We start from the raw sequence: 20029 nt of genomic DNA, 5'->3' as shown, positions 1-20029 counted from the left end.
CCGTGGGGCCGGCGACGTACCATGGCGCCACCATGTGGGACCCGAACCTCAGCCCCGCCACCGCCGCCCTGCTGGCCGACGCGCTGCTGGCGCTGCACACGGGCATCGTGGTCTTCGTGGTCGGCCTGCTGCCCCTGGTGCTCCTGGGCGGCGCCCTCGGTTGGCGCTGGGTGCGCCATGCGGGCCTGCGGATCGGCCACCTGGGTCTGATGGTCTTCATCGCCGCCCAGGCGTGGCTGGGCCAGCTGTGCCCGTTGACCGTGTGGGAGCAAGCCCTGCGCCGCGCCGCCGGCCAGAGCAGCTACCGTGAGAGTTTCATCGACCACTGGCTCTCAAGGCCGCTGTACTGGGACGCCCCTTGGTGGGTGTTTGTGGCGGCGTACACAGCCTTCACGATGATCGTGACCCTGGCTTGGTGGTGGGTCAGGCCAACGCCGCGCACGTAAGACCCCGCCACAGACCTCAGGATCGAGGGCGCTCTGCGGGCGCCACCTCTTTCACGGCCTTCAGCACATCGATGACCAGTTCGAACAGATGCTCGGGCACAGGCTCGTCCACCTCCACCTGCGCGACCAGCGCACGGGCCAGTGGAATGTGCTGGATGATGGGAATGCCCTCTGCGCGCGCATCCCGGACGATGGCCTGAGCGTGCAGACCCGCGCCCTTGGCCAGCACCAGGGGCAGTGGGGTTTCACCATGCTCGTAGAGCAGTGCAACCGCAAGGTGCGTGGGGTTGGTGACCACCAGCGAGGGTTTGCGCTTGCCACCGCCACCGCCCTGGACGATTTGGCGTGCGCCACATCGCCCTTTTTCCGCGCATCGGTCAGGCGCTTGGGGGTGGGCTTCTCGGTCTTCTCGCTCATCGCGCCAGCTTTCCCAGGTCCGGCAGAAACACCGCCATCGCGCGCGCGTGGTCCCCCACCCGAGCCACCACGATGCGCTGTGCGCGGCCGTCCCGGCGCTGCTGCGCGACACCCCCGGCCTGCAATCGCTGGTGGTGGAACGGGACTCGCGCCTCAAGCCTGGCACCTTCGTGCTGAGGAGCGCCATGGGCCTGGTGGAAACCGATCTCGAGTCGCAATTGCGCGCAATCGAAAACGCCCTGGTGCGCAGCGTCAAGGCTTCGGACGCGGCCCGACACATGGTGGCCGGCGTCCCGATCTGACCGACTCAGCGCGCAGTCGCCTGCCAGCCGCCGCCCAATGCGGCCACCAGCGCCATGCTGGCCGCCAGCCGTTCGGCCTGCACGTCGAGCGCCGCGCGGCGTGCCGACAGCGCCAGGTTCTGCGCGGTCGCCACCTCCAGGAAGCTGATCTCGCCGGCCTCGTAGCGGTAGCCGACCACACGCTCGTTCTCGCTGGCCAGCGTCACCAACTGCTGTTGCTGGCGGTCCTGCTCGGCCAGCGTGGCCAGTTGCACCAGCGCGTCCTCGGTTTCGCGCACAGCCGAGAGCACCCCACCGCGCCAGGCCGCGGCCTGCTCGTCGTAGGCGGCGAGGAAGGTGGCTTCATCGGCGCGGCGCGTGCCGCCATCGAACAGCGTGGCCGCGAGTTGCGGGCCGAGCGACCACACGCGCGCGGGCGCGTCCAGCAGGCGGGACCAGCTGCTGGCCTGCAGGGTGCCGCTGGCCGAGAGCGTCAGGTCGGGCAGCCAGGCGCGCTGCGCCACGCCCAGGCGCGCGTGCGCGGCGGCGAGCGCGCGCTCGGCGGCGGCCAGGTCGGGGCGGCGGCGCAGCAACTCACCGGGCAAGGCCGCGGGAATCGCGGGCACCACCGGCAGCCCTCCGCCGCGCGCGGCCATCGGGTAGTCGCTGGGCGTGGAACCCGCCAGCAGCGCCAGCGCGTTGGCTTCCAGCGCGCGCTGGCGCTGCAGGGTGAACACCTGTGTGCGCAGCGACTGCAGCTGCGTCTCGGCCTGGATCACGTCGGCACGCGCCACCAGGCCGGCTTCGTATTGCAGCTGCGTGACCTGCAGCGAACGCGCATAGGCCACGTCCGCCTGGGCCTGCAGCGCCAGCTGCGCGTCCAGCGCGCGCAGCCGCACATAGCCTTGCGCGGCCGCCAGCTGCAGCGCCAGGCGCGCGGCGTCCACCAGCGCGGCCTGTGCCTCGGCGCTGGCCGTGGCGGCCTGCCGCGAAAGCGCGACTCGACCCCAGAGGTCGGGCGACCAGGACAGGTCCAGACCGGTCGCGTACAGCTGGCGCGTGCCGGCGTTGGCGCCAGCGGCCGCGTTGCCACCGCTGCGTGTCACGGAAGCGCCCGCGCCGATCTGCGGCAGCGCCAGCGCGCGCGCGGCATCCACCTGCGCCAGCGCCTGGCGCCAGCGCGCCTCGGCCTGGGCCAGCTCGGCGTTGGCCTCGCCCACGCGGCGCAGCAGCCGGTCGAGTTCGGCGTCGGCGTACACGGCCCACCAATCGGGCTGGATCACGGCAGCCGTCGGCTCGGTGCCGGCGTGCTGAAAGCTGGCGGGCAGCGCGATCTCGGGGGCGCGGTAGTCGGTGCTGGTGGCGCACGCCGCCAGCAGCAACGGCAGGGCGGCGAGCGCGAAGCGGGATGGAAACAAGAAAAAAGACATGGGTTCAGGCGGTCTGGGCCACCGGGCTTGGGCCTTGCACACGGCGGCGCAGGCGCTCGAGCGCGAGGTAGACCACGGGCGTGGTGTAGAGCGTGAGCAGCTGGCTCACGGCCAGGCCGCCGATGATGGCGATGCCCAGCGGGCGGCGCAATTCCGAGCCCTCGCCCAGGCCCAGCACCAGCGGCACCGCGCCCAGCAGCGCGGCCAGGTTGGTCATGAGGATGGGGCGCAGGCGGCGCAAGGCGGCTTCGTGAATGGCGGCCTGCGGCGCCAGCCCGCGCGTGCGCTGCGCGGCGAGCGCGAAGTCGATCATCAGGATGGCGTTCTTCATGACCACACCGATCAGCAGGAACAGCCCGAGCAGCGCGATCAGGCTGAACTCGGTGTCCGAGATGCGCAGCGCCAGCAGCGCGCCCACGCCGGCCGAGGGCAGCGTGGACAGGATGGTCAGCGGGTGCAGCGTGCTTTCGTACAGCATGCCCAGCACCAGGTAGACCGTGACCAGCACGGCCAGGATCAGCCAGGGCTGGCGCTTGAGCGTGGCCTGCAGGCTGTTGGGGTCGCCTGCCCGCTCGCCGGTAGAGATGCTGGTGGGCAGCAGCAGGCCGTTGACGGCGCGGTCGATCGCCTGCTGCGCCTGCTGCAGGCTCACGCCGGGCGCCAGCGCGTAGCTGATGCCGGCGGAGGCGAACTGGGCGTCGTGCTGCACGCGGTCGCGCGTGAGGCCGTAGCGCCAGGTGGCGATGGCGCTGAGCGGCACGCGCTCCCCCGCGTCGTTGAGCAGCTGCACCTGGTTCAGCGCGGAAGGCTCGCTGTTGCCGCGTGGGTCGGCCTCCATCACCACGCGGTACTGGTTCAGCGGGTCGTACAGCGTGGCCACCTGGCGTTGCGAGAACGCGTTGTTCAGGGCCGTCGTCACGGTGTCCATGCGCACGCCGAGTCGGCGCGCGGCCTCGCGGTCCACGTTCAGCACCACCTGCTGCGCGTCCTCGCCGGCGCCGAAGTCCACGTCGGTCAACTCGGGCAGCGCGCGCAGCGCTTCGCCAACCGGTTTGGTCCAGCCGCGCAGGTCTTGCAGCGAATCGGAGCGCATGACGAACAGGTACTCGTTGTCGCCACCGCCGCTGGAGAGGCGGATGTCCTGGTCCACGTTCACGAACAGCACACCACCGGCGATCTGGGGCGCATTGGCGCGCAGGCGCGCGACCACGGCCGAGGCCGGCTCGCCGCGCTCGGCCAGGGGCTTGAGGCGGATGCGGAACCAGGAGTTGCTGGTGCCGGTGCGCCCGCCGCTCACGCCCGTCACGTCGGCCACGGCGGGATCGGCCACCAGCAGGCCGCGAAAAGCCTCCACCTTGGGCTGCATGCCCTGGAACGAAAAACCGTCGTCGCCGCGCACGAAGCCGCCGAGCTGGCCGGTGTCCTGCTGCGGCAGCATGCCCTTGGGAATCGCCACGTAGAGCCACACGTTGAGGGCCACAGTGCCGGCCAGCAACAACAGGGTCAACACGCGGTGGCGCAGCGCGAACCCCAGGCTGCGCGCGTAACCCGCCTGCACGTCGGCCAGCAGGCTGGCGATGCCGCGCGCCAGCGGGCCTGGCGGCTTGGGCGGGCCGGCCGGCAGGCCGTGCGCGCACAGCGCGGGCGTGAGCGTGACCGACACCGCCAGCGAGATCAGCATGGCCGCCACCAGCGTGATCGAGAACTCGCGGAACAAGCGCTCCACCACACCGCCCATGAACAGGATGGAGATGAACACCACGATCAGCGCCAGGTTCATCGCCAGCAAGGTGAAGCCCACCTCGCCCGCGCCGGTGAAGGCCGCCCGCCAGACCGTGCGCCGTCCCACCTCGCGCTGGCCGTTCGCGGCCTGCGCCGCACGCGCCCGCTCGATGTGGCGCTGGATGTTCTCCAGCACCACGATGGCGTCGTCCACCACCAGACCGGCGGCCACGATCAGGGCCATGAGCGAGAGGTTGTTGAGCGAGAAGCCCTGCCACCACATCACCGAGAACGCGCCGATCAGCGAGACCGGCAGGGCCAGCGCCGGAATCAGCGCGGTGCGCACGCTGCCCAGGAAGGCCCAAACCACCGCCATCACCAGCACGCACGACAGCACCAGCGTGAACTGCGCCTCGCGCAGCGTGGCGCGGATGCCGGGTGAGCGGTCCATGACCACGCGCAGCTCGGTGTCGGCCGGCAGCAGCGCGCGCAGTTGCGGCATCTGGGCGTGGATGGCGTCGATGGTCTGCACGATGTTGGCGCCCGCGCGCCGGCTCACCAGCAGCACCACGGCGGGCCTGTCGTTGTGGTATCCGGCGGTGTAGCGGTTTTCCACCGAGTCCGTCACCTCGGCCACGTCGGCCAGGCGCACCAGCGCCCCGCCTTCGTTGCGCACCACCAATTGGGAGAAATCCGCCGCCGAGCGCAGCGGCTCGGGCAGCGCGATCTGCCAGCGCTGGCCGCCCTGCTCGGTCTGGCCGAGCGGGCGCCAGGCGTTGGCCTGGGCGATGGCCTGGCGCACGTCGTCCAGCGACATCCCGCGGTGCGACAGCGCCTCGGGTTTCGCCTGCACGCGCACGGCGGGCAGCGACGAGCCGTCCACCGTGACCTCACCCACGCCCACGATCTGCGCGAGCTTCTGCGCCAGCACGGTGGAGGCGTTGTCGTACAGCGCCGACGACGGCAGCCGGGGCGATGAGAGCGCCAGCGCCATGATGGGCGCCTGCGAGGGGTTGACCTTGACGTAGCTCGGGTTGCCCGTCATGCCCGAGGGCAGCTGCCCGCGCGAGGCGTTGATGGCGGCCTGCACCTCGCGCGCGGCTTCGTCGATGTCGCGGTCCAGGTTGAACTGCAGCGTGACGCTGGTGCTGCCCTGGTTGCTGCTGGACCGGATGCTCGCCACGCCCGCGATGCTGCCCAGCGCGCGCTCCAGCGGCGCGGCCACGGTGGAGGCCATGCTCTCGGGGCTGGCGCCGGGCAGGCTGGCGCGCACCTGGATCACCGGAAAATCCACGCGCGGCAGCGGCGACACCGGCAGCAGGCGCCACGCCAGCAGGCCCACCAGCACGATGCCGACGGCCAGCATCACGCTGCCGATGGGGCGGCGGATGAAAAAGCGGGCCAGCGCGTTCATGCCATCTCGGTGCGCCGGCGCGCCAGCCGGTCGAACGCCAGGTAGACCACGGGCGTGGTGAACAGCGTGAGCACCTGGCTCACGATCAGCCCGCCCACCATCACGATGCCCAGCGGCTGGCGCAGTTCGGCGCCCGAACCGCTGGCCAGCATGAGCGGGATGGCGCCGAACAGCGCGGCCAGCGTGGTCATGAGAATGGGGCGGAAGCGCAGCAGCGCGGCGCGGTGGATGGCCTCGCGCGGTGAGAGGCCCAGGCGGCGCTGCGCGTCCAGCGCGAAGTCCACCATCATGATCCCGTTCTTCTTCACCAGGCCGATCAGCAGCACGATGCCGATCACCGCGATCAGGTCCAGCGGCCGGCCCGCCAGCAGCAGCGCGGCCAGCGCGCCCACGGTGGCCGAGGGCAACGTGGACAGGATGGTGAGCGGGTGCACCGCGCTCTCGTACAACATGCCCAGCACCAGGTACATCACCACCACGGCGGCCAGGATCAGCCACAGCGTGTTCGCCTGCGAATTGCGGAAACCCTCGGCCGCGCCCTGGAAGGCCAGTTCCACGGCCACGGGCAACTCCACCTGCCGCTGCACGGCTTCGATGGCGGCCACGGCCTCGCCCAGCGAATGCCCGGGCGCGAGGTTGAACGACAGCGTGACCGCCGGGAACTGGCCCTGGTGCTCGATGGCCAGCGGCGCGCGCCGCTCCACCGCGCGCGCCACGGCCGACAGCGGCACCGGCTTCGCGTCGGCTCCGCCCCCGGCGGGCTGCACGTACACCCCCTCCAGCGCCTGCAGGCCACCCTGTTTCGCGTCGTCGCTCTCCAGCACCACGCGGTACTGGCTGGCGTGCGTGAACAGCGTGCTCACCTGCCGCTGGCCGAACGCGCTCTGCAGCGCGGAGGCGATGTCGCCCATGCGCAGGCCCAGGCGGGCCGCCGCGTCGCGGTCGATTTCCAGGTAGGCCTGCAGGCCTTCGCGCTGCAGGTTGCTGGCCACGTCGATCAGCTCGGGCCGCTCTTTCAAGGCGGCCAGCAAACGCCCGGTCCACTCGCCCAGCAGCGCGCTGTCGGGCGAGCTCAGCGTGAACTGGTACTGCGTGCGGCTGATGCGGTCTTCCATGCCGAGTTCCTGCACCGGCTGGAACCAGGCCTCGATGCCGCCCACGTCGCGCGCGCGCTCACGCAGCCGCTCGATCAGCTCGCTGGCCGACACCGAGCGCTGCGCGTGCGGCGCCAGGGTGAGCAGCATGCGCCCGCTGTTGAGCGTGGCGTTGCTGCCGTCCACGCCGATGAAGGACGAGAGGCTCCGCACCGGCGCCTCGACCAGCAGCGCCTGGGCCAATGCCTGCTGCCGCTCGGCCATGGTGCCGAAGGACACGCTCTGCGGCGCCTCGGTCACGACCTGGATGGCGCCCGCGTCCTGCACCGGGAAGAAGCCCTTGGGCACGGCCAGGTAGAGCAGCGCTGTGAGCACCAGCGTGGTGGCCATGGCCAGCAGCGCCAGCGGCTGGCGCGCCAGCACCCAGTCCAGCCCGCGCCCGTAGCGCTCGATGGTGCCGCTGAGCCAGTCGCGCCGGCCTTCGGCGTGCGCGGGCGCCTGCTTGAGCATGCGCGCGGCCATCATGGGCGTGAGCGTGAGAGAGACCACCAGCGAGATGGCGATGGCCACCGCCAGCGTGACCGCGAACTCGTGGAACAGGCGACCCACCACGTCGGCCATGAACAGCAGCGGAATCAGCACCGCCACCAGCGAGACCGTGAGCGAGACCAGCGTGAAACCGATCTCGCTCGCGCCCTTGAGCGCGGCTTCCATCGGGCCCGCGCCTTCCTCGCGGTGGCGCGCGATGTTCTCCAGCATCACGATGGCGTCATCCACCACGAAGCCGGTGGCGATGGTCAGCGCCATCAGGCTCAGGTTGTTGAGGGAATAGCCCAGCAACAGCATGGCGGCGAAGGTGCCGACCAGCGAGAGCGGCACCGCCACGCTGGGAATCAGCGTGGCCGGCAGCGTGCGCAGAAAAACGAAGGTCACCAGCACCACCAGCGCGATGGCGAACAGCAGCTCCTTCTGCACGTCGCGCACCGAGGCGCGGATGCTTTCGGTGCGGTCCGACACGATCTGCACCTTCACATTCGCCGGCAGCGTGGCCGTGAGCTGTGGCAGCAGCGCGCGCACCTGGTCGGCCACGGCGATCACGTTGGCGCCGGGCTGGCGCTGGATGTTCAGCAGCACCGCGGGCGCGAGGCCGCAGCCGCTGCTCTGCCCCTCGGCGCAGGCCATGCCGGCCCAGGCCGCGAGAAAACGGTCTTCCGCGCCCTCTTCCACCTGGGCCACGTCGGCCAGGCGCAGCGGCGCGCCGTCGCGCCAGGCGACGATGAGCCGCTGGTACTCGGCCGCCGAGCGCAGCTGGTCGTTCGCGTCCAGCATGGTGCTGCGCAACTGGCCGTCGAAACTGCCCTTGGGCTGGTTGTTGTTGGCCGCGGCGATCGCGGTGCGCAGCTCTTCCAGCGTGAGGCCGTTGGCGGCGAGCGCGCGGCTGTTGGCCTGCACTCGGATGGCCGGGCGCTGCCCACCCGCCAGGCTCACCAGGCCCACGCCCGGCAGGCGCGACAGCTGGCCCGCCATGCGCGTGTCCACCATGTCCACCACACGCGGCAGCGGCAGTGTGTCCGAGCCGATGGCCAGCGTGAGGATGGGCACATCCGCCGGGTTCACCTTGCGGTAGATCGGCGGCGCGGGCAGGTCCGACGGCAACAGGCTGTTGGCGCTCTGCAGCGCGGCCTGCACGTCCTGCTCGGCCACGCCCAGGTCCACCTCCAGGGCGAACTTCAGGGTGATCACCGAGGCGCCGCCCGAGCTGGTGGACGACATCTGCGACAAGCCCGGGATCTGCCCGAGCCGGCGCTCCAGCGGCGCGGTGACGGTGCGCGCCGTCACGTCCGGGCTGGCACCGGGCTGGAAGGTGAACACCTGCATCACCGGGTAGTCCACCTGGGGCAGCGCCGACACCGGCAGCTGGCGCCAGGCCAGCAGGCCGGCGATGAGCACGGCCAGCATCAGCAGCGAGGTCGCCACCGGCCGCAGGATGAAGGGGCGCGAGAGCGAGAGGGGGGCGGCGGCGGAGGTCATCGGCGAGCGCCCCCGTCAGCGCACCGGGGTGGCGGGCGCCGCCGGCTGATCGGGTTCCGGCGCCAGCGGCGAACTGGCGGGCAGCGCCGCCGCCTGCACCACGTTCACCGCGCGGCCGTTCTCCAGGCGGTCCAGGCCTTCGAGCACCACCGGCTCGCCGTTGACCAGGCCCTTGAGCACCACGGTGCGCCCGCCGCTGGCGGGGCCGAGCGTGAGATCGCGCACCTGGGCCTTGTTCTCGGCGATCACATACACATAACTGCCGCGCGAGCCGTGCTGCACCGCGTCGGTGGGAATCGTCACCGCGCCGGGCAGCTGGCGCAGCGCCAGGCGCACGTTCACGAACTGGTTGGGAAACAGCGCGTCGTCCGCGTTCTCGAAACGCGCCTTGAGCCGCAGCGTGCCCGTGGCCGCGTCGATCTGGTTGTCCAGCGTGTCCAGCCGGCCCAGGGCCAGGCGGGTTCGGTTGTCCCGGTCCCAGGCCTCGGCGGGAGGCGGGTTCTTGCCGTCGTGCGCGGCGCGCACCTCGGCCACCTGCGGCTCGGGCACGCTGAACACCACCGACACCGGTTGCGTCTGCGTCAGCGTGAACAGGCCATTCGCGTCGTTCGCGGACAGCAGGTTGCCCGCGTCCACCCGGCGCAGGCCGATGCGGCCGGCGATGGGCGCCACGATGCGCGTGTAGGAGAGCTGCAGCTTCGCGTTGTCCACCTGCGCCTCGTCAGATTTCAGCGTGCCGCGCAGCTGCTGCACCAGCGCGGCCTGGCGGTCCAGCACCTGGCGGGCCACGGCGTCGCGCTTGAAAAGACCTTCATAGCGGGCCAGTTCGCTCTCGGCGTTGCGCAGCTGGGCCAGGTTCTGCTGCTGCTGGCCCTGCGCCTGCGCCAGCGCCACGCGCAAGGGCTCGGGGTCGATCTCGGCCAGCAACTGACCGCGCACCACCTTCTGCCCTTCGCGCACCAGCACGCGAGCCAGCTGGCCGTCCACCCGGCTGCGCACCGTCACCGTGTTGTACGGCGCCACCGTGCCGACGGCGCGGGCCTGCACCGTGAAGTCTTCGGTGCGCGCCGGCTCCACCCGCACCGCCACCGGGCCGCGCCAGGCGCTGGGTGCGGCGGGGGCTTGTGGCGGCGGGCGCAGCAGGAACCACCAGGCCGCGAAGCCGACGCCCAGGAACAGGCCCAGCCACAACAGCCGGCGCGGCCAGGACAGACGATGGGAACGCGCGGCGGAAAGGAGGTCAGGTTCTGACATGAAGACCAAAAGAGAAGAAAGATGGCGGGAGCAGAGAGGCTGACCGGGGACTGGCTGTGCAGGCGCCCGCCTCTCTGGCGGCGCCGACGCTGGCTGACTGTGCGCGGATGCGGACGACAGATGATAGCCATTCGCAACTGCTTGTAACGGGGTCGGACCGTGGTCGGCGTGGAAGGTTCAATTCACGGCGTGATGTGCCTTAACGGACCGAACTTGGCTGCGAGCTTTCACCGAGAATCCGCATTTCGCGCGAGCCAGCACCCGTTCCAACCACAGGGAGTTCCACAAACGTGACCAACACCGACATCGACTCCCCATCAGGTCGCCGCGTATGGCCAAAACTGCTGGCGGCGTCCACCGTGATAGTGGGCATGTCCACGGTACTTCTCCATTTCCTTGGGATGGTGGTTCACCGAACCTACTTGGCAGCGTGGAGCGTCAACTCGACGCAGTTTCCCAAATCGACAGACTGGCTGCTGCTCAACGGCTACTACGGCATCTGGAATGGCCTCGCGATGCTCTTCGTTGCCCTGGTGGCGAACTTCCATTGGCTGGTGCTCGGCGTTGTCACGCTTCTGATCTACGTCAGGCTGCTGACCAGTCCTTGGGATCCTTTCACCTATCTCGGCGCAAAGCTCTCCAAGCTCCAGCGTTTGCCCCAATGGGTAAGGCGTTTGGGTCTTTGGATTTCAGTGGGTATGTTGATCGCGGCATTCCTGATCCCCATCACCTTGGTTCTTTTCTTGCTGATCGGCATACCAGCGACGACCGGCAAGGTGATCGGTGAGGAAATTTTTGAATCTCATCTCAAAGAAGTTTCCAAAGGATGCATGCAAGCAAAGGTCAAGTGCATACACATCTTCAAAAACGACGTGCCCATGGGCACAGGCCTTGTACTCGACACCTCCACGACCCATTTGGCCTACTACGACACGGACCTCAATCGAGCACGCACGGTTCCCCTAGACGGCTTGGAAATCAGGGCGTTCCATGCCCCGAAATCGCACCTTGATCCAGCCAAGTAGTGTGCGCACGCAACCGGGCATCACGAAACGATGTACGCCCCCGCCCCCACACACAACAGCTTGCCATCCGCCCCCTCGAACGCCATGCGCGTGTTCGCCACCCTCGAGCCCAGCCGCAGCACCTCGGCGCTCAGCTTGAAGTACTCGCCCACGCAAGGGCGCAGGTAGTCGATGCGCAGGTCGATGGTGCCGAGCTTGGCGAAGCGCTGCAGGCGCTGCATCGGCTCTTCGTTCATGTGGCGCGCGCCGTTGGCGGCAATGCAGGCCAGGCCGCCCATGGCGTCGAGCGCGGCGCTGACCACGCCGCCGTGCACGCGGCCGTGCTGGTAGTGGCCGATCAGGTCGGCCTTCATGTCGATGCGCGCGGTCACGCGCTCGGGGCGGATGTCCTCGATCTTCAGGCCCAGCACCTTGTTGAAGACGATCTTGTTCTCGAACAGGTCCTTGAGCACGGCGATGAACTCGGGCTCGAACTCGGTCGGCGCGGAAGAAGTGGCGGCGGTGTGTTTGCTCATAGTCCCCATTGTCGTGCGGCCAGTTCCTTCATGATTTCCTCGGCGCCGCCTCCGATCATCATCACCTTCACTTCGCGGTAGACGCGCTCGCTCACGGTGCCGCGCATGTAGCCCATGCCGCCGAGGATCTGCACCGCGGCATCGGCGCAGAACTGCATGGTCTGCGTGGCGTGGTTCTTGAGCAGGCAGACGTTGGCCACCCAGTCGCCGCCGTCGTCGCCCGCGTCCACGCGCGCGCCCAGCGCCTCCAGCCAGGCTTCGGTGGAGCGGATGCGCATCTGCATGTCCATGAGCTTGTGGCGGATCACCTGGCGCTCGATGAGCGGCGCGCCGAAGGTGCTGCGCTGCCGGGCCCAGGCCAGGGCTTCGTCGTGGCAGGCTTCGGCGAAGCCGAGCGCCATGGCGGACAGGGCCAGGCGCTCGCCGTTGAAGTTGCCCATGATCATGCGAAAACCCGCGCCTTCGGCGCCCAGGCGGTGGCGCGCGGGCACGCGCACGCCGTCGAAGCGCAGGTGCGCGGTGTCCGAGCACAGCCAGCCCATCTTCTGCAGCGCGCTGCGCGAGATGCCCGGGGCATCGCAGGGCACCACGATCATCGAGATGCCGCTCGCTCCCTGGCTCTGGGGGTCGGTGCGCACCGCGAGGGTGATCCAGTCGCAGCGCATGCCAGAGGTGATGAACACCTTTTCGCCGTCGATGACGTACTCGTCACCGTCGAGTCGCGCGGTGGTGCGCAGCGCGGCCACGTCGGAGCCACCGCCGGGCTCGGTGATGCCCAGGGCGGCGATCTTCTCGCCGCGCAGCACGGGCGGAATGACTTCCTGCTGCAGCTCGGGCGTGCCGTGCGCGAGCACGGGCGGCAGGCCGATGTTGTGGGTGAACAGGCTGGCCATCACGCCGCCGCTGCCGCCGTACCGCGCCAGGGTTCGCGACATGGCGTTGCGCGCGCTCCAGGGCGCGGGCGTGCCGCCCAGGTGCTCCGGGTAGCCCAGACCCAGCAGGCCGATCTCGGCCGCCTGGCGGTGCAGCGAGCGCGGCAACTCGCCCGCCTCTTCCCAGGCGGGCACGTTCGGCGCGATGACCTGGGTGGCGAAGCGCTGCACGGTGTCGACCAGCGCGGCGCGGTCTTCGGTGGTGAAGTCGGCGGTGGCGTTCATGCGGCGGTGAAGGTGACCAGCAATTGCCCGGGCGCGACCTGCTGGCCCGCCGCCACCGAGAGCGCTTCCACGGTCACGTCGCGCGGCGCGGCCAGGGTGTGTTCGAGCTTCATGGATTCGATGACCAGCAGCGGTTCGCCCTTGGCGATGACCGCCCCCGGTTGCGCGTGCACCGCGATCAGTTTGCCGTTGAAGGGCGCGCGCAGTTCGCGCGCGGCGGACGCACCGCCCGCGCGCTCGCGCGGCGCGAGGCTGAGATCGGTGAGCGACAGGGTGTGCGCACCGGCCTGCACCTGCCAGCGGCCCGCGCCCAGCGGCGCGGCGCTCACGGGCCAGGTGACACCGCCGATGACCACACGGCCCGGGGCCACGCGGGCGGGCACGGTGCGCTCGCCCCAGGCCACGCTCAGCGCGCCCTGCCCTTGTTCCTGCACCGCGAGGTCCAGCACCTGGTCGCCGTGCAACCAGCGCAGCGGGCGGGCGAAGGGGCATGGCAACGCGGTGGCGGGCGCCTGCGCACCGAACACCGCCGCGAGCACACCGGCCAGCACGGCGTCGGGTGGGTGCAGCAGCATGGCGCGCACGGTGTCGCCCTCTTCGGCCAGGAAGGGGATGAGCGCGCCGCCTTCGTGGAACACGGGGTGGCGCAGGCAGGCCGCGAGAAAGGCGCGGTTGGTGGGCAGGCCCAGCACCAGGGTCTGGTCCAGCGCGTGGGCCAGGCGGTCGATTGCCTCCCTTCGGGTGGGCGCGTGGGCAATCAGCTTGCCGAGCATGGCGTCGTAGTGCGGCGTGATCTCGCTGCTGGTTTCCAGCGCGTGGTCGAAGCGCAGGCCGCTCGGCAGGGGCGGCTCGGCGAAGTGCCGCACGTGGCCGGTGTGCGGCGTGTGGTGCTCGTCTTCGGCGCACAGGCGCACCTCGATGGCGTGGCCGTGGAAGGTGATGGCGTCCTGCGCCAGCGGCAGCGGCTCGCCACGCGCGACGCGCAGCTGCCATTCCACAAGATCCAAGCCAGTGAGCGCTTCGGTCACGGGGTGTTCCACCTGCAGTCGGGTGTTCATCTCCATCAGGAAGAACTCGTTCCCCTCCACCAGGAATTCCACCGTGCCCGCACCCACATAGCCAGCGGCCTGGGCCAGCGCCACGGCGCAGCGGCCCAGCTGTTCGCGCAGCTCGGGCGAGACGGCCGGGCTCGGCGCTTCTTCGATGATCTTCTGGTGCCGGCGCTGCACCGAGCAGTCCCGTTCGCCCAGGTGCACGCAGTGGCCGTGGGCGTCGGCGAACACCTGCACCTCCACGTGCCTCGGGCGCAGCAGGGCGCGTTCGATCAGCAGGTCGCCGTTGGCAAAACCCGCCAGCGCCTCCGAGCGCGCGCCCTTGAGCGCGGGCAGCAGCTGCGCGGCCTCGTGCACCAGGCGCATGCCGCGCCCCCCACCGCCGGCCACGGCCTTGACCATCAGCGGGAAACCGACGCGCTGCGCCTCGGCCACGAAGGTGTCTTCGCGCTGGTCGTCGCCGAAGTAACCGGGCAGGCAGGGCACACCGTGTTGCACAGCCAGCGCCTTGGCGGCGGACTTGCTGCCCAGCGCGCGGATGGCCAAGGGCGGCGGGCCGACCCAGGTGAGGCGGGCGTCGATCACGGCCTGCGCGAAGTCGGCGTTCTCGCTCAGGAAACCGTAGCCCGGGTGCACGGCGTCGGCCCCGGTGGCCACGGCGGCGTCGAGCAGGCGGTCCACACGCAGGTAGGAATCGGCCGAGGCCGCGCCGCCGAGCGCGTAGGCGCTGGTGGCTTCGCGCACGTGCAGGGCGCCTGCGTCGGGTTCGGAGAACACGGCCACGGTCTCGATGCCCATGGCGTGCGCGGTGCGGATGATGCGGCGGGCGATCTCGCCGCGGTTGGCGATGAGCAGGCGCTTCATGGCTTCGGGGCCCAGGGCGCGGGCTGTTTCTTCGCGAAAGCGGCCAGACCACCGGCCGCCTCCGGGCCGCGCAGCGCGCTGGCAAAGGCGATGGCGGCTTCGTCGCGCAAGTCCGGTGTGTCGCCGCGCAGGCGCTGCAGCAGGCGCTTGGTGCTGGCCACGGCGCCGGGCGCGGCGCGCTTCATCGCCTGCACTCGTTCGGGCAGCGCGGCGGCCAGCGCGCCATCGGGCACCACCTCGTCCACCAGGCCGAGCGCCTGCGCGTCGGCCGCGCGGTATGCGCGGCCTTGCAGCAGGCACTGGCGCGCGGCCGCGTCGCCCAGGCGCTGCCAGACGAAGGGCGCGATCTGCGCGGGCGGCAGGCCCAGCGTCACCTCGGGCGTGGCGAAGCTGGAGCCTTCAGTGGCGATCACGTGGTCCGCGCAGCACACCAGGCCAAAGCCGCCGCCCATGGCCGCGCCGTCCACCGCGCACACCAGCAGCTGCGGCAGCGCGCAGAGCGCGTGCAGCACGTCGCCGAAACCCCGGTTCAGCGCGATCAGCGGGTCGTCCTCGCCCGGTTGCAGCGGCTGGCCGATGGCGCTGGCGAAGTTGCCCAGGCTGCCACCGGCGCTGAACGCGCCCGGCGCGCCGGTGAGGATGACCACGCGCAACGTCGAGTCCTGCTGCGCGCGCAGGCAGGCCTCGTACAGACCCACCACCATGGCGTCGCTCAGGGCGTTGCGTGTGGCGGGGTCGTTGAGCGTCCAGCGCTCCACGTCGCCCGCGCGCTCGACCAGGAAAGCGGCGCCGCTCACTTCTGCGGCCTCTTGGCGATGCCCATGATCTTGCTCAGGATGCCCATCATCACCTCGTCGGCACCGCCGCCGATGGAGGCCAGGCGCCCGTCGCGGTACATGCGCGAGACCTTGTTCTCCCAGGTGAAGCCCATGCCGCCCCAGAACTGCAGGCAGGTGTCGGGCACGATGCGGTTGAGCCGGCCGGCCTTGAGCTTGGCCATGGTGGCCCACTCGGTCACGTCCTCGCCGGCCACGTAGTGCTCCACCGCCAGGTAGGTGAGCGCGCGCAGGCTCTCCACCTCGGTCTTGAGCTCGGCCAGCTTGAACTGCACCCACTGCTGGTCGGCCAGGCTGGCGCCGAAGAGCTTGCGGTCCTGCGCCCACTCCACCGTCCAGCCGATGCAGTTGGAAAGGCTCTGCAGCGTGCTGGCCGCGCACCAGAGCCGCTCTTCCTGGAACTGCTGCATCTGGTAGATGAAGCCCGAGCCTTCGGTGCCGATCAGGTTTTTCTGCGGCACGCGCACCTCGTCGAAATAGATCAAACCGGTGTCGCTGCTGTTCATGCCGATCTTCCGGATCTTCTGCGCCACCTCGATGCCCTTGACCAGCTTGCCGTTCTCGCGCATGCGCACCATCACCAGGCTCTTGTTCTTGTGCGCCGGGCCGTCGCTGGTGTTGACCAGCATGCACATCCAGTCGGCCTGCAGGCTGTTGGTGATCCACATCTTCTGGCCGCTGATGAGGTAGTCGTCGCCGTCCTTGCGCGCCACGCTCTTGATGGCCGAGACATCGCTGCCCGCGCCGGGCTCGCTCACGCCGATGCAGCCCACCATGTCGCCCGCGATCGCCGGCGCGAGGAATTCGCGCTTGAGTGCCTCGCTGCCGAAACGCGCGAGGGCGGGCGTGGCCATGTCGGTCTGCACGCCGATGGCCATGGGCACGCCGCCGCAGTGGATGTGGCCCAGGGTCTCGGCCATGGCCATGCTGTAGCTGTAGTCCAGCCCCGCGCCACCATATTCCTCGGGCTTGGTCAGGCCCAGCAGGCCCAGGTTGCCCAGGCCCTTGAAGATCTCGTGCGCCGGCATCATCTCGGCCGCTTCCCATTCGTCCACATGCGGGTTGATGTGCTCGTCGATGTAGCGCTTGAGGGTCTTCTGCACTTCGCGGTGTTCGTGGGTGAACTGCATGGTCTTGTCTCCGTCTGTGGTTCGAATGGGAAAGGGGGTAGCTACATGCGGGCCACGCCGAACTGCATGCGCCGGGGTTCGCGCGCGGCGGCCTCGGCGCAGGTGTCCAGGCAGAAGGCGAGCACGGCGCGGGTGTCGCGCGGGTCGATCACGCCGTCGTCGAGCACCAGGCCGCTGGTGTGGAAGGCGTCGGCCTGGCTCTCGAACACGTTCACGATCTGGTCGAACTGGGCCTGCATCTGCGCCGGGTCGGGCGTGATGCCTTTGCGGGCCATGCCGGCCTCGGCCACGATCTGCATGGTTCGCGCGGCCTGCTCGCCACCCATCACGGCGGTTTTCGCCTGCGGCCAGCTGAACAGGAAACGCGGCGAATAGCCGCGCCCGCACATGCCGTAGTTGCCCGCGCCGAAGGAGGCGCCGCACTGGATGGTGATCTGCGGCACGGTGGCGTTCGTCACGGCCTGGATCATCTTGCTGCCGTGTTTGATCATGCCGCCCTGCTCGCTGTCCTTGCCCACCATGTAGCCGGTGGTGTTCTGCAGGTAGATGAGGGGGTGGCCGAGCTGGCACATCCACTGGATGAAGTGCGTGGCCTTGTTCGCGCCCGCCACGTCGATCGGGCCGTTGTTGCTGATGAGGCCGACCGCATGGCCGCCGATGCGCGCCTGCGCGCACAGCGTGGCGGCACCGTAGAGCGGCTTGAATTCGAGCAGCTCGGAGCCGTCGACGATGCGCGCCATGACCTCGCGCATGTCCACCGGCTCGCGGTGGTGGGCGGGCATGAGGCCCAGCAACTCGTCGCGGTGGAACACCGGCTCGGCGGCCTGGGGCCTCGAAACGCCCTGCCAGCCGATGCGCTGCAGCAGGTCCCTCGCGATGCCCAGGGCCTGCCGGTCGTCCTCGGCCAGGTACTCGCCCAAGCCCGACACGCCGGTGTGCATCTCGGCGCCACCGAGCTCCTCTTCCGTCGCCACCTCGCCCGTGGCCGCCATCAGCAGGGGCGGCCCAGCGAGAAAGGCGCGCGAACGGCCACGCACCATGATCACGATGTCAGAGAGCCCCGGCATGTAGGCGCCGCCCGCCGTGCCCGAGCCGTGCTGCACGGTGATGACGGGAATGCCCGCCGCCGAGAGGCGCGCGAGGTTGCGGAACAGCGAGCCGCCGTGCACGAAACCCTCCACCTTGTACTTGGTGAGGTTGGCGCCCGCGCTCTCCACCAGGTGCACGAAGGGCAGCCTGTTCTCCAGCGCGATCTCCTGCACGCGCAGGATCTTCTCCAGCCCGCGCGCCTGGATCGCGCCCGCGTCGATGCCCGAATCGCTGGCCACCACCATGCAACGCACGCCGCCAATGAAGCCCATGCCCGCGACCATGCCACCGCCGGGCACGGATTTCTCGGGGTCTTTCGTGTCCTGCAGGTAGCCGGCCAGCGCGCACAGCGGCACGTAGGGCGCGCCCGGGTCCAGCAACAGGGCCACGCGCTCGCGCGGCAGCAACTGACCGCGCTTGTCGAACACGGGCTTCGATTTCGCGGAGGTCAAGGCAGCGCGGTCTTCGAGCGCGCGCAGTTGGGCGATGCGCGCCAGCATGGCTTCGCACCGCTGTTGGGCCAACGGGCTCTGGGGGTTGAAAGACGACTCAAATGTCATTGGACCCCCACGCTGGTCACTTCGTGCACGGCGCTGCCCCCGAGGGGGGCGCGAGCTTGTTTGGGGCGGCCCTGCGCTGCGCTCATGACTGGAACACCTTGGGCACGACGTAACGATGAAAACCATCGAAGGGCTTGACGGCGTCGCGGCCCTGCACCTCGGCCGGCGCAGCCACTTGCCCCCAGCCCATGCGCACCTGCGGCCGCGCGCCGTCCACGCGCAGCACCGTGCCACTGATGAAGCTGGCCGCCGGGCTGAGCAGGAACACGATGGCGGCCGAGGTTTCGGCCTCGTTGCCGAAGCGCCCGGCCGGCACCGTCTCGCGCATCTCGCGCAGCATGGGGCCGGCCTCGGGCGGGTAGTGGTCCATGCCGTGCGAGGCGATGTAGCCCGGCGCCACGGCGTTCACCCGCACGCCGCTGCGCGCCCATTCCAGCGCGGCGGTTTCGGTGAAATTCACCATGCCCGCGCGCGCCGCGCCGCTGTGGCCCATGCCGGGCATGGAGCCCCACATGTCGGCCACGATGTTGACGATGGCGCCGCCATGCGCCTGCATGCTCTGCACGTAACACTCTCGCGCGAACAGGAAACCGCCCGTGAGGTTGGTGTCGATCACCGCCTGCCAGCCCTTGGCGCTGATGTTCTCCAGCGGCGTGATGTACTGGCCGCCTGCGTTGTTCACCAGGCCGTCGATGCGGCCGTGGGCGCCCACGATGGCCGTGACCACGGTGCGCACCGTGTCTTCCTGGCGGATGTCGCAGGCGTGGAAGCTGGCGCGCCCGCCGTCGCTCACGATCTCGCCGGCCGTGTCCTGCAGCTTGGCGAGGTTGCGCCCGATCAGCACCACGTGCGCGCCCAGGCTGGCGAGCTCGTGCGCGGTGCAGCGGCCGATGCCCGAGCCACCGCCGGTGACCACGACCACGCGGCCCTGCAGCAGACCCGGCGCGAAGGCCGAGCGGTAATGGGATTTGGTGCTCATGCCGGCTCCTTCAGGAAAAGTTTCAAGGCCGATTCGGTGAGTTCGTCGAGCGAGACGCGCGCGCGCGCCTTGGCGCTGCGGCCCGAGGGCGGCACGTACCACTGGGCCGACCAGTTGAGCGCGCCGAAGATCATGAGCCGAGCGAGCACCGGGTCGGCACCAAGCTGGCCCTGCGCGTGCAGGGCTTTCAGCTCGGGCACCCAGTCGCCCTCGTAGCGGTCCTTCAACTGGTTGACCTCGCCGCGCTGCGCGGTGTTGAGCGAGCGCCATTCGTACAGCATCACGGGAATGAAATCGCTGTCGGGCCCGAGCAGCACCTCGAAATGGTTGCGCATGAGCACGCGCAGGCGCTCGCGTGGCGGGGCGTCCGGCGGCAGCAAGGCCAGCGCGGCCTGCTGGCGCTGCAGCGCGCCCTGCATGCCTTCGAGCATCACCGCGCCGAGCAGGGCTTCCTTGCTTTCGAAGTGGTAGAAGGGCGAGCCCGAGCGCATGCCCACGGCGGCCGCGATGTCGCGCGTGCTGGTGGCGGCAAAGCCCTGCTGGCGGAACAGGCGGGCCGCACCCGCGATCAACTCGCGGCGGCGGTTGCCGTCGTCGCGCTCATCGGCGGTCTTGCGCGGGCGGCCGCGCGGGCGGCGCGGCGCCTCGTCGGCGGGGGGTGCATCGGTGTCGGCCAGGCTCATGCGCGGCACGATAGCAGCCGGCTTGATTTTCAGCAAGCAGGTGCTTTGTA

The 20029-nt window shown here is 70.1% G+C and carries 16 protein-coding genes and 1 pseudogene; 3 read left to right on the top strand and 14 right to left on the bottom strand.

The window, feature by feature from the left end:
* The first annotated feature begins 32 nt into the window (after positions 1–32).
* Positions 33–446, top strand: coding sequence for a DUF2784 domain-containing protein (locus AC1Q9M_RS13105; RefSeq protein WP_492434181.1), 414 nt, complete (start codon positions 33–35; stop codon positions 444–446).
* Between the two features lie 16 nt (positions 447–462).
* On the opposite strand, the gene AC1Q9M_RS13100 is transcribed toward AC1Q9M_RS13105, so the two are convergent.
* Positions 463–744, bottom strand: a complete 282-nt coding sequence (locus AC1Q9M_RS13100; RefSeq protein ID WP_492434179.1) for an EscU/YscU/HrcU family type III secretion system export apparatus switch protein — start codon at positions 742–744, stop codon at positions 463–465.
* Positions 745–776: 32 nt separating this feature from the next.
* Positions 777–863 (bottom strand): annotated as a pseudogene (locus AC1Q9M_RS13095) (EscU/YscU/HrcU family type III secretion system export apparatus switch protein); the annotation flags it as partial.
* 47 nt (positions 864–910) lie between these two features.
* On the opposite strand from AC1Q9M_RS13095, the gene AC1Q9M_RS13090 reads away from it, so the two are divergent.
* Positions 911–1165 carry a hypothetical protein gene (locus AC1Q9M_RS13090; RefSeq protein WP_492434177.1) on the top strand — a complete coding sequence of 85 codons (255 nt, stop codon included), beginning with the start codon at positions 911–913 and terminating at the stop codon, positions 1163–1165.
* 5 nt (positions 1166–1170) lie between these two features.
* On the opposite strand, the gene AC1Q9M_RS13085 is transcribed toward AC1Q9M_RS13090, so the two are convergent.
* From AC1Q9M_RS13085 to AC1Q9M_RS13070, 4 genes are read right to left on the bottom strand one after another with little or no spacing between them, the layout of a single operon-like run.
* Positions 1171–2574 carry an efflux transporter outer membrane subunit gene (locus AC1Q9M_RS13085; RefSeq protein WP_492434175.1) on the bottom strand — a complete coding sequence of 468 codons (1404 nt, stop codon included), beginning with the start codon at positions 2572–2574 and terminating at the stop codon, positions 1171–1173.
* Positions 2575–2578: 4 nt separating this feature from the next.
* Positions 2579–5710, bottom strand: coding sequence for an efflux RND transporter permease subunit (locus tag AC1Q9M_RS13080; protein WP_492434173.1), 3132 nt, complete (start codon positions 5708–5710; stop codon positions 2579–2581).
* Positions 5707–8835 (bottom strand): efflux RND transporter permease subunit, encoded by a 3129-nt coding sequence (locus AC1Q9M_RS13075; RefSeq protein ID WP_492434171.1) that lies wholly within the window; start codon positions 8833–8835, stop codon positions 5707–5709. The genes AC1Q9M_RS13080 and AC1Q9M_RS13075 overlap by 4 nt, the downstream gene beginning before the upstream one ends.
* 15 nt (positions 8836–8850) lie before the next feature.
* A complete protein-coding gene (locus AC1Q9M_RS13070) occupies positions 8851–10089 on the bottom strand; it encodes an efflux RND transporter periplasmic adaptor subunit (RefSeq protein WP_492434169.1) in 1239 nt (412 codons plus the stop codon).
* A 290-nt stretch (positions 10090–10379) separates the two neighbouring features.
* On the opposite strand from AC1Q9M_RS13070, the gene AC1Q9M_RS13065 reads away from it, so the two are divergent.
* Positions 10380–11114 (top strand): hypothetical protein, encoded by a 735-nt coding sequence (locus tag AC1Q9M_RS13065; RefSeq protein ID WP_444687383.1) that lies wholly within the window; start codon positions 10380–10382, stop codon positions 11112–11114.
* A 20-nt stretch (positions 11115–11134) separates the two neighbouring features.
* On the opposite strand, the gene AC1Q9M_RS13060 is transcribed toward AC1Q9M_RS13065, so the two are convergent.
* The 8 genes from AC1Q9M_RS13060 to AC1Q9M_RS13025 all read right to left on the bottom strand — a co-directional run bounded on the left by AC1Q9M_RS13060 (position 11135) and on the right by AC1Q9M_RS13025 (position 19979).
* The gene (locus AC1Q9M_RS13060) at positions 11135–11629 is read right to left on the bottom strand and encodes a thioesterase family protein (protein ID WP_382154405.1); all 495 of its coding nucleotides are present in this window, start codon (positions 11627–11629) and stop codon (positions 11135–11137) included.
* Entirely contained in the window at positions 11626–12786 is a 1161-nt protein-coding gene (locus AC1Q9M_RS13055) for an acyl-CoA dehydrogenase family protein (RefSeq protein ID WP_492434166.1), read from the bottom strand. Before AC1Q9M_RS13055 ends, AC1Q9M_RS13060 begins: the two co-directional genes overlap by 4 nt.
* On the bottom strand, positions 12783–14702 hold the full coding sequence (locus AC1Q9M_RS13050; RefSeq protein WP_492434164.1) for an acetyl/propionyl/methylcrotonyl-CoA carboxylase subunit alpha: 1920 nt from the start codon (positions 14700–14702) through the stop codon (positions 12783–12785). Before AC1Q9M_RS13050 ends, AC1Q9M_RS13055 begins: the two co-directional genes overlap by 4 nt.
* Positions 14699–15499 carry an enoyl-CoA hydratase/isomerase family protein gene (locus tag AC1Q9M_RS13045; RefSeq protein ID WP_382154397.1) on the bottom strand — a complete coding sequence of 267 codons (801 nt, stop codon included), beginning with the start codon at positions 15497–15499 and terminating at the stop codon, positions 14699–14701. The genes AC1Q9M_RS13050 and AC1Q9M_RS13045 overlap by 4 nt, the downstream gene beginning before the upstream one ends.
* Positions 15496–16668, bottom strand: coding sequence for an acyl-CoA dehydrogenase family protein (locus AC1Q9M_RS13040; RefSeq protein WP_444687386.1), 1173 nt, complete (start codon positions 16666–16668; stop codon positions 15496–15498). Before AC1Q9M_RS13040 ends, AC1Q9M_RS13045 begins: the two co-directional genes overlap by 4 nt.
* 41 nt (positions 16669–16709) lie before the next feature.
* A complete protein-coding gene (locus AC1Q9M_RS13035; RefSeq protein ID WP_444687387.1) occupies positions 16710–18317 on the bottom strand; it encodes an acyl-CoA carboxylase subunit beta in 1608 nt (535 codons plus the stop codon).
* A gap of 82 nt (positions 18318–18399) precedes the next feature.
* Positions 18400–19296, bottom strand: a complete 897-nt coding sequence (locus AC1Q9M_RS13030) for an SDR family oxidoreductase (protein ID WP_444687388.1) — start codon at positions 19294–19296, stop codon at positions 18400–18402.
* Positions 19293–19979 carry a TetR/AcrR family transcriptional regulator gene (locus tag AC1Q9M_RS13025; RefSeq protein ID WP_444687503.1) on the bottom strand — a complete coding sequence of 229 codons (687 nt, stop codon included), beginning with the start codon at positions 19977–19979 and terminating at the stop codon, positions 19293–19295. The genes AC1Q9M_RS13030 and AC1Q9M_RS13025 overlap by 4 nt, the downstream gene beginning before the upstream one ends.
* Positions 19980–20029: the final 50 nt, after the last annotated feature.

Source organism: Hydrogenophaga sp. GW823-FHT04C09 (genome assembly GCF_058796355.1).
This window is presented reverse-complemented; position numbering and strand designations above follow the sequence as displayed.

What these genes read in the sequence shown, in the direction of transcription:
- AC1Q9M_RS13105 (WP_492434181.1), top strand. Translation starts at nt 33, where the DNA reads ATGTGGGACCCGAACCTCAGCCCCGCCACCGCCGCCCTGCTGGCCGAC.
- AC1Q9M_RS13085 (WP_492434175.1), bottom strand. Translation starts at nt 2,574, where the DNA reads ATGTCTTTTTTCTTGTTTCCATCCCGCTTCGCGCTCGCCGCCCTGCCG.
- AC1Q9M_RS13080 (WP_492434173.1), bottom strand. Translation starts at nt 5,710, where the DNA reads ATGAACGCGCTGGCCCGCTTTTTCATCCGCCGCCCCATCGGCAGCGTG.
- AC1Q9M_RS13075 (WP_492434171.1), bottom strand. Translation starts at nt 8,835, where the DNA reads ATGACCTCCGCCGCCGCCCCCCTCTCGCTCTCGCGCCCCTTCATCCTG.
- AC1Q9M_RS13070 (WP_492434169.1), bottom strand. Translation starts at nt 10,089, where the DNA reads ATGTCAGAACCTGACCTCCTTTCCGCCGCGCGTTCCCATCGTCTGTCC.
- AC1Q9M_RS13060 (WP_382154405.1), bottom strand. Translation starts at nt 11,629, where the DNA reads ATGAGCAAACACACCGCCGCCACTTCTTCCGCGCCGACCGAGTTCGAG.
- AC1Q9M_RS13055 (WP_492434166.1), bottom strand. Translation starts at nt 12,786, where the DNA reads ATGAACGCCACCGCCGACTTCACCACCGAAGACCGCGCCGCGCTGGTC.
- AC1Q9M_RS13050 (WP_492434164.1), bottom strand. Translation starts at nt 14,702, where the DNA reads ATGAAGCGCCTGCTCATCGCCAACCGCGGCGAGATCGCCCGCCGCATC.
- AC1Q9M_RS13040 (WP_444687386.1), bottom strand. Translation starts at nt 16,668, where the DNA reads ATGCAGTTCACCCACGAACACCGCGAAGTGCAGAAGACCCTCAAGCGC.
- AC1Q9M_RS13035 (WP_444687387.1), bottom strand. Translation starts at nt 18,317, where the DNA reads ATGACATTTGAGTCGTCTTTCAACCCCCAGAGCCCGTTGGCCCAACAG.
- AC1Q9M_RS13030 (WP_444687388.1), bottom strand. Translation starts at nt 19,296, where the DNA reads ATGAGCACCAAATCCCATTACCGCTCGGCCTTCGCGCCGGGTCTGCTG.
- AC1Q9M_RS13025 (WP_444687503.1), bottom strand. Translation starts at nt 19,979, where the DNA reads ATGAGCCTGGCCGACACCGATGCACCCCCCGCCGACGAGGCGCCGCGC.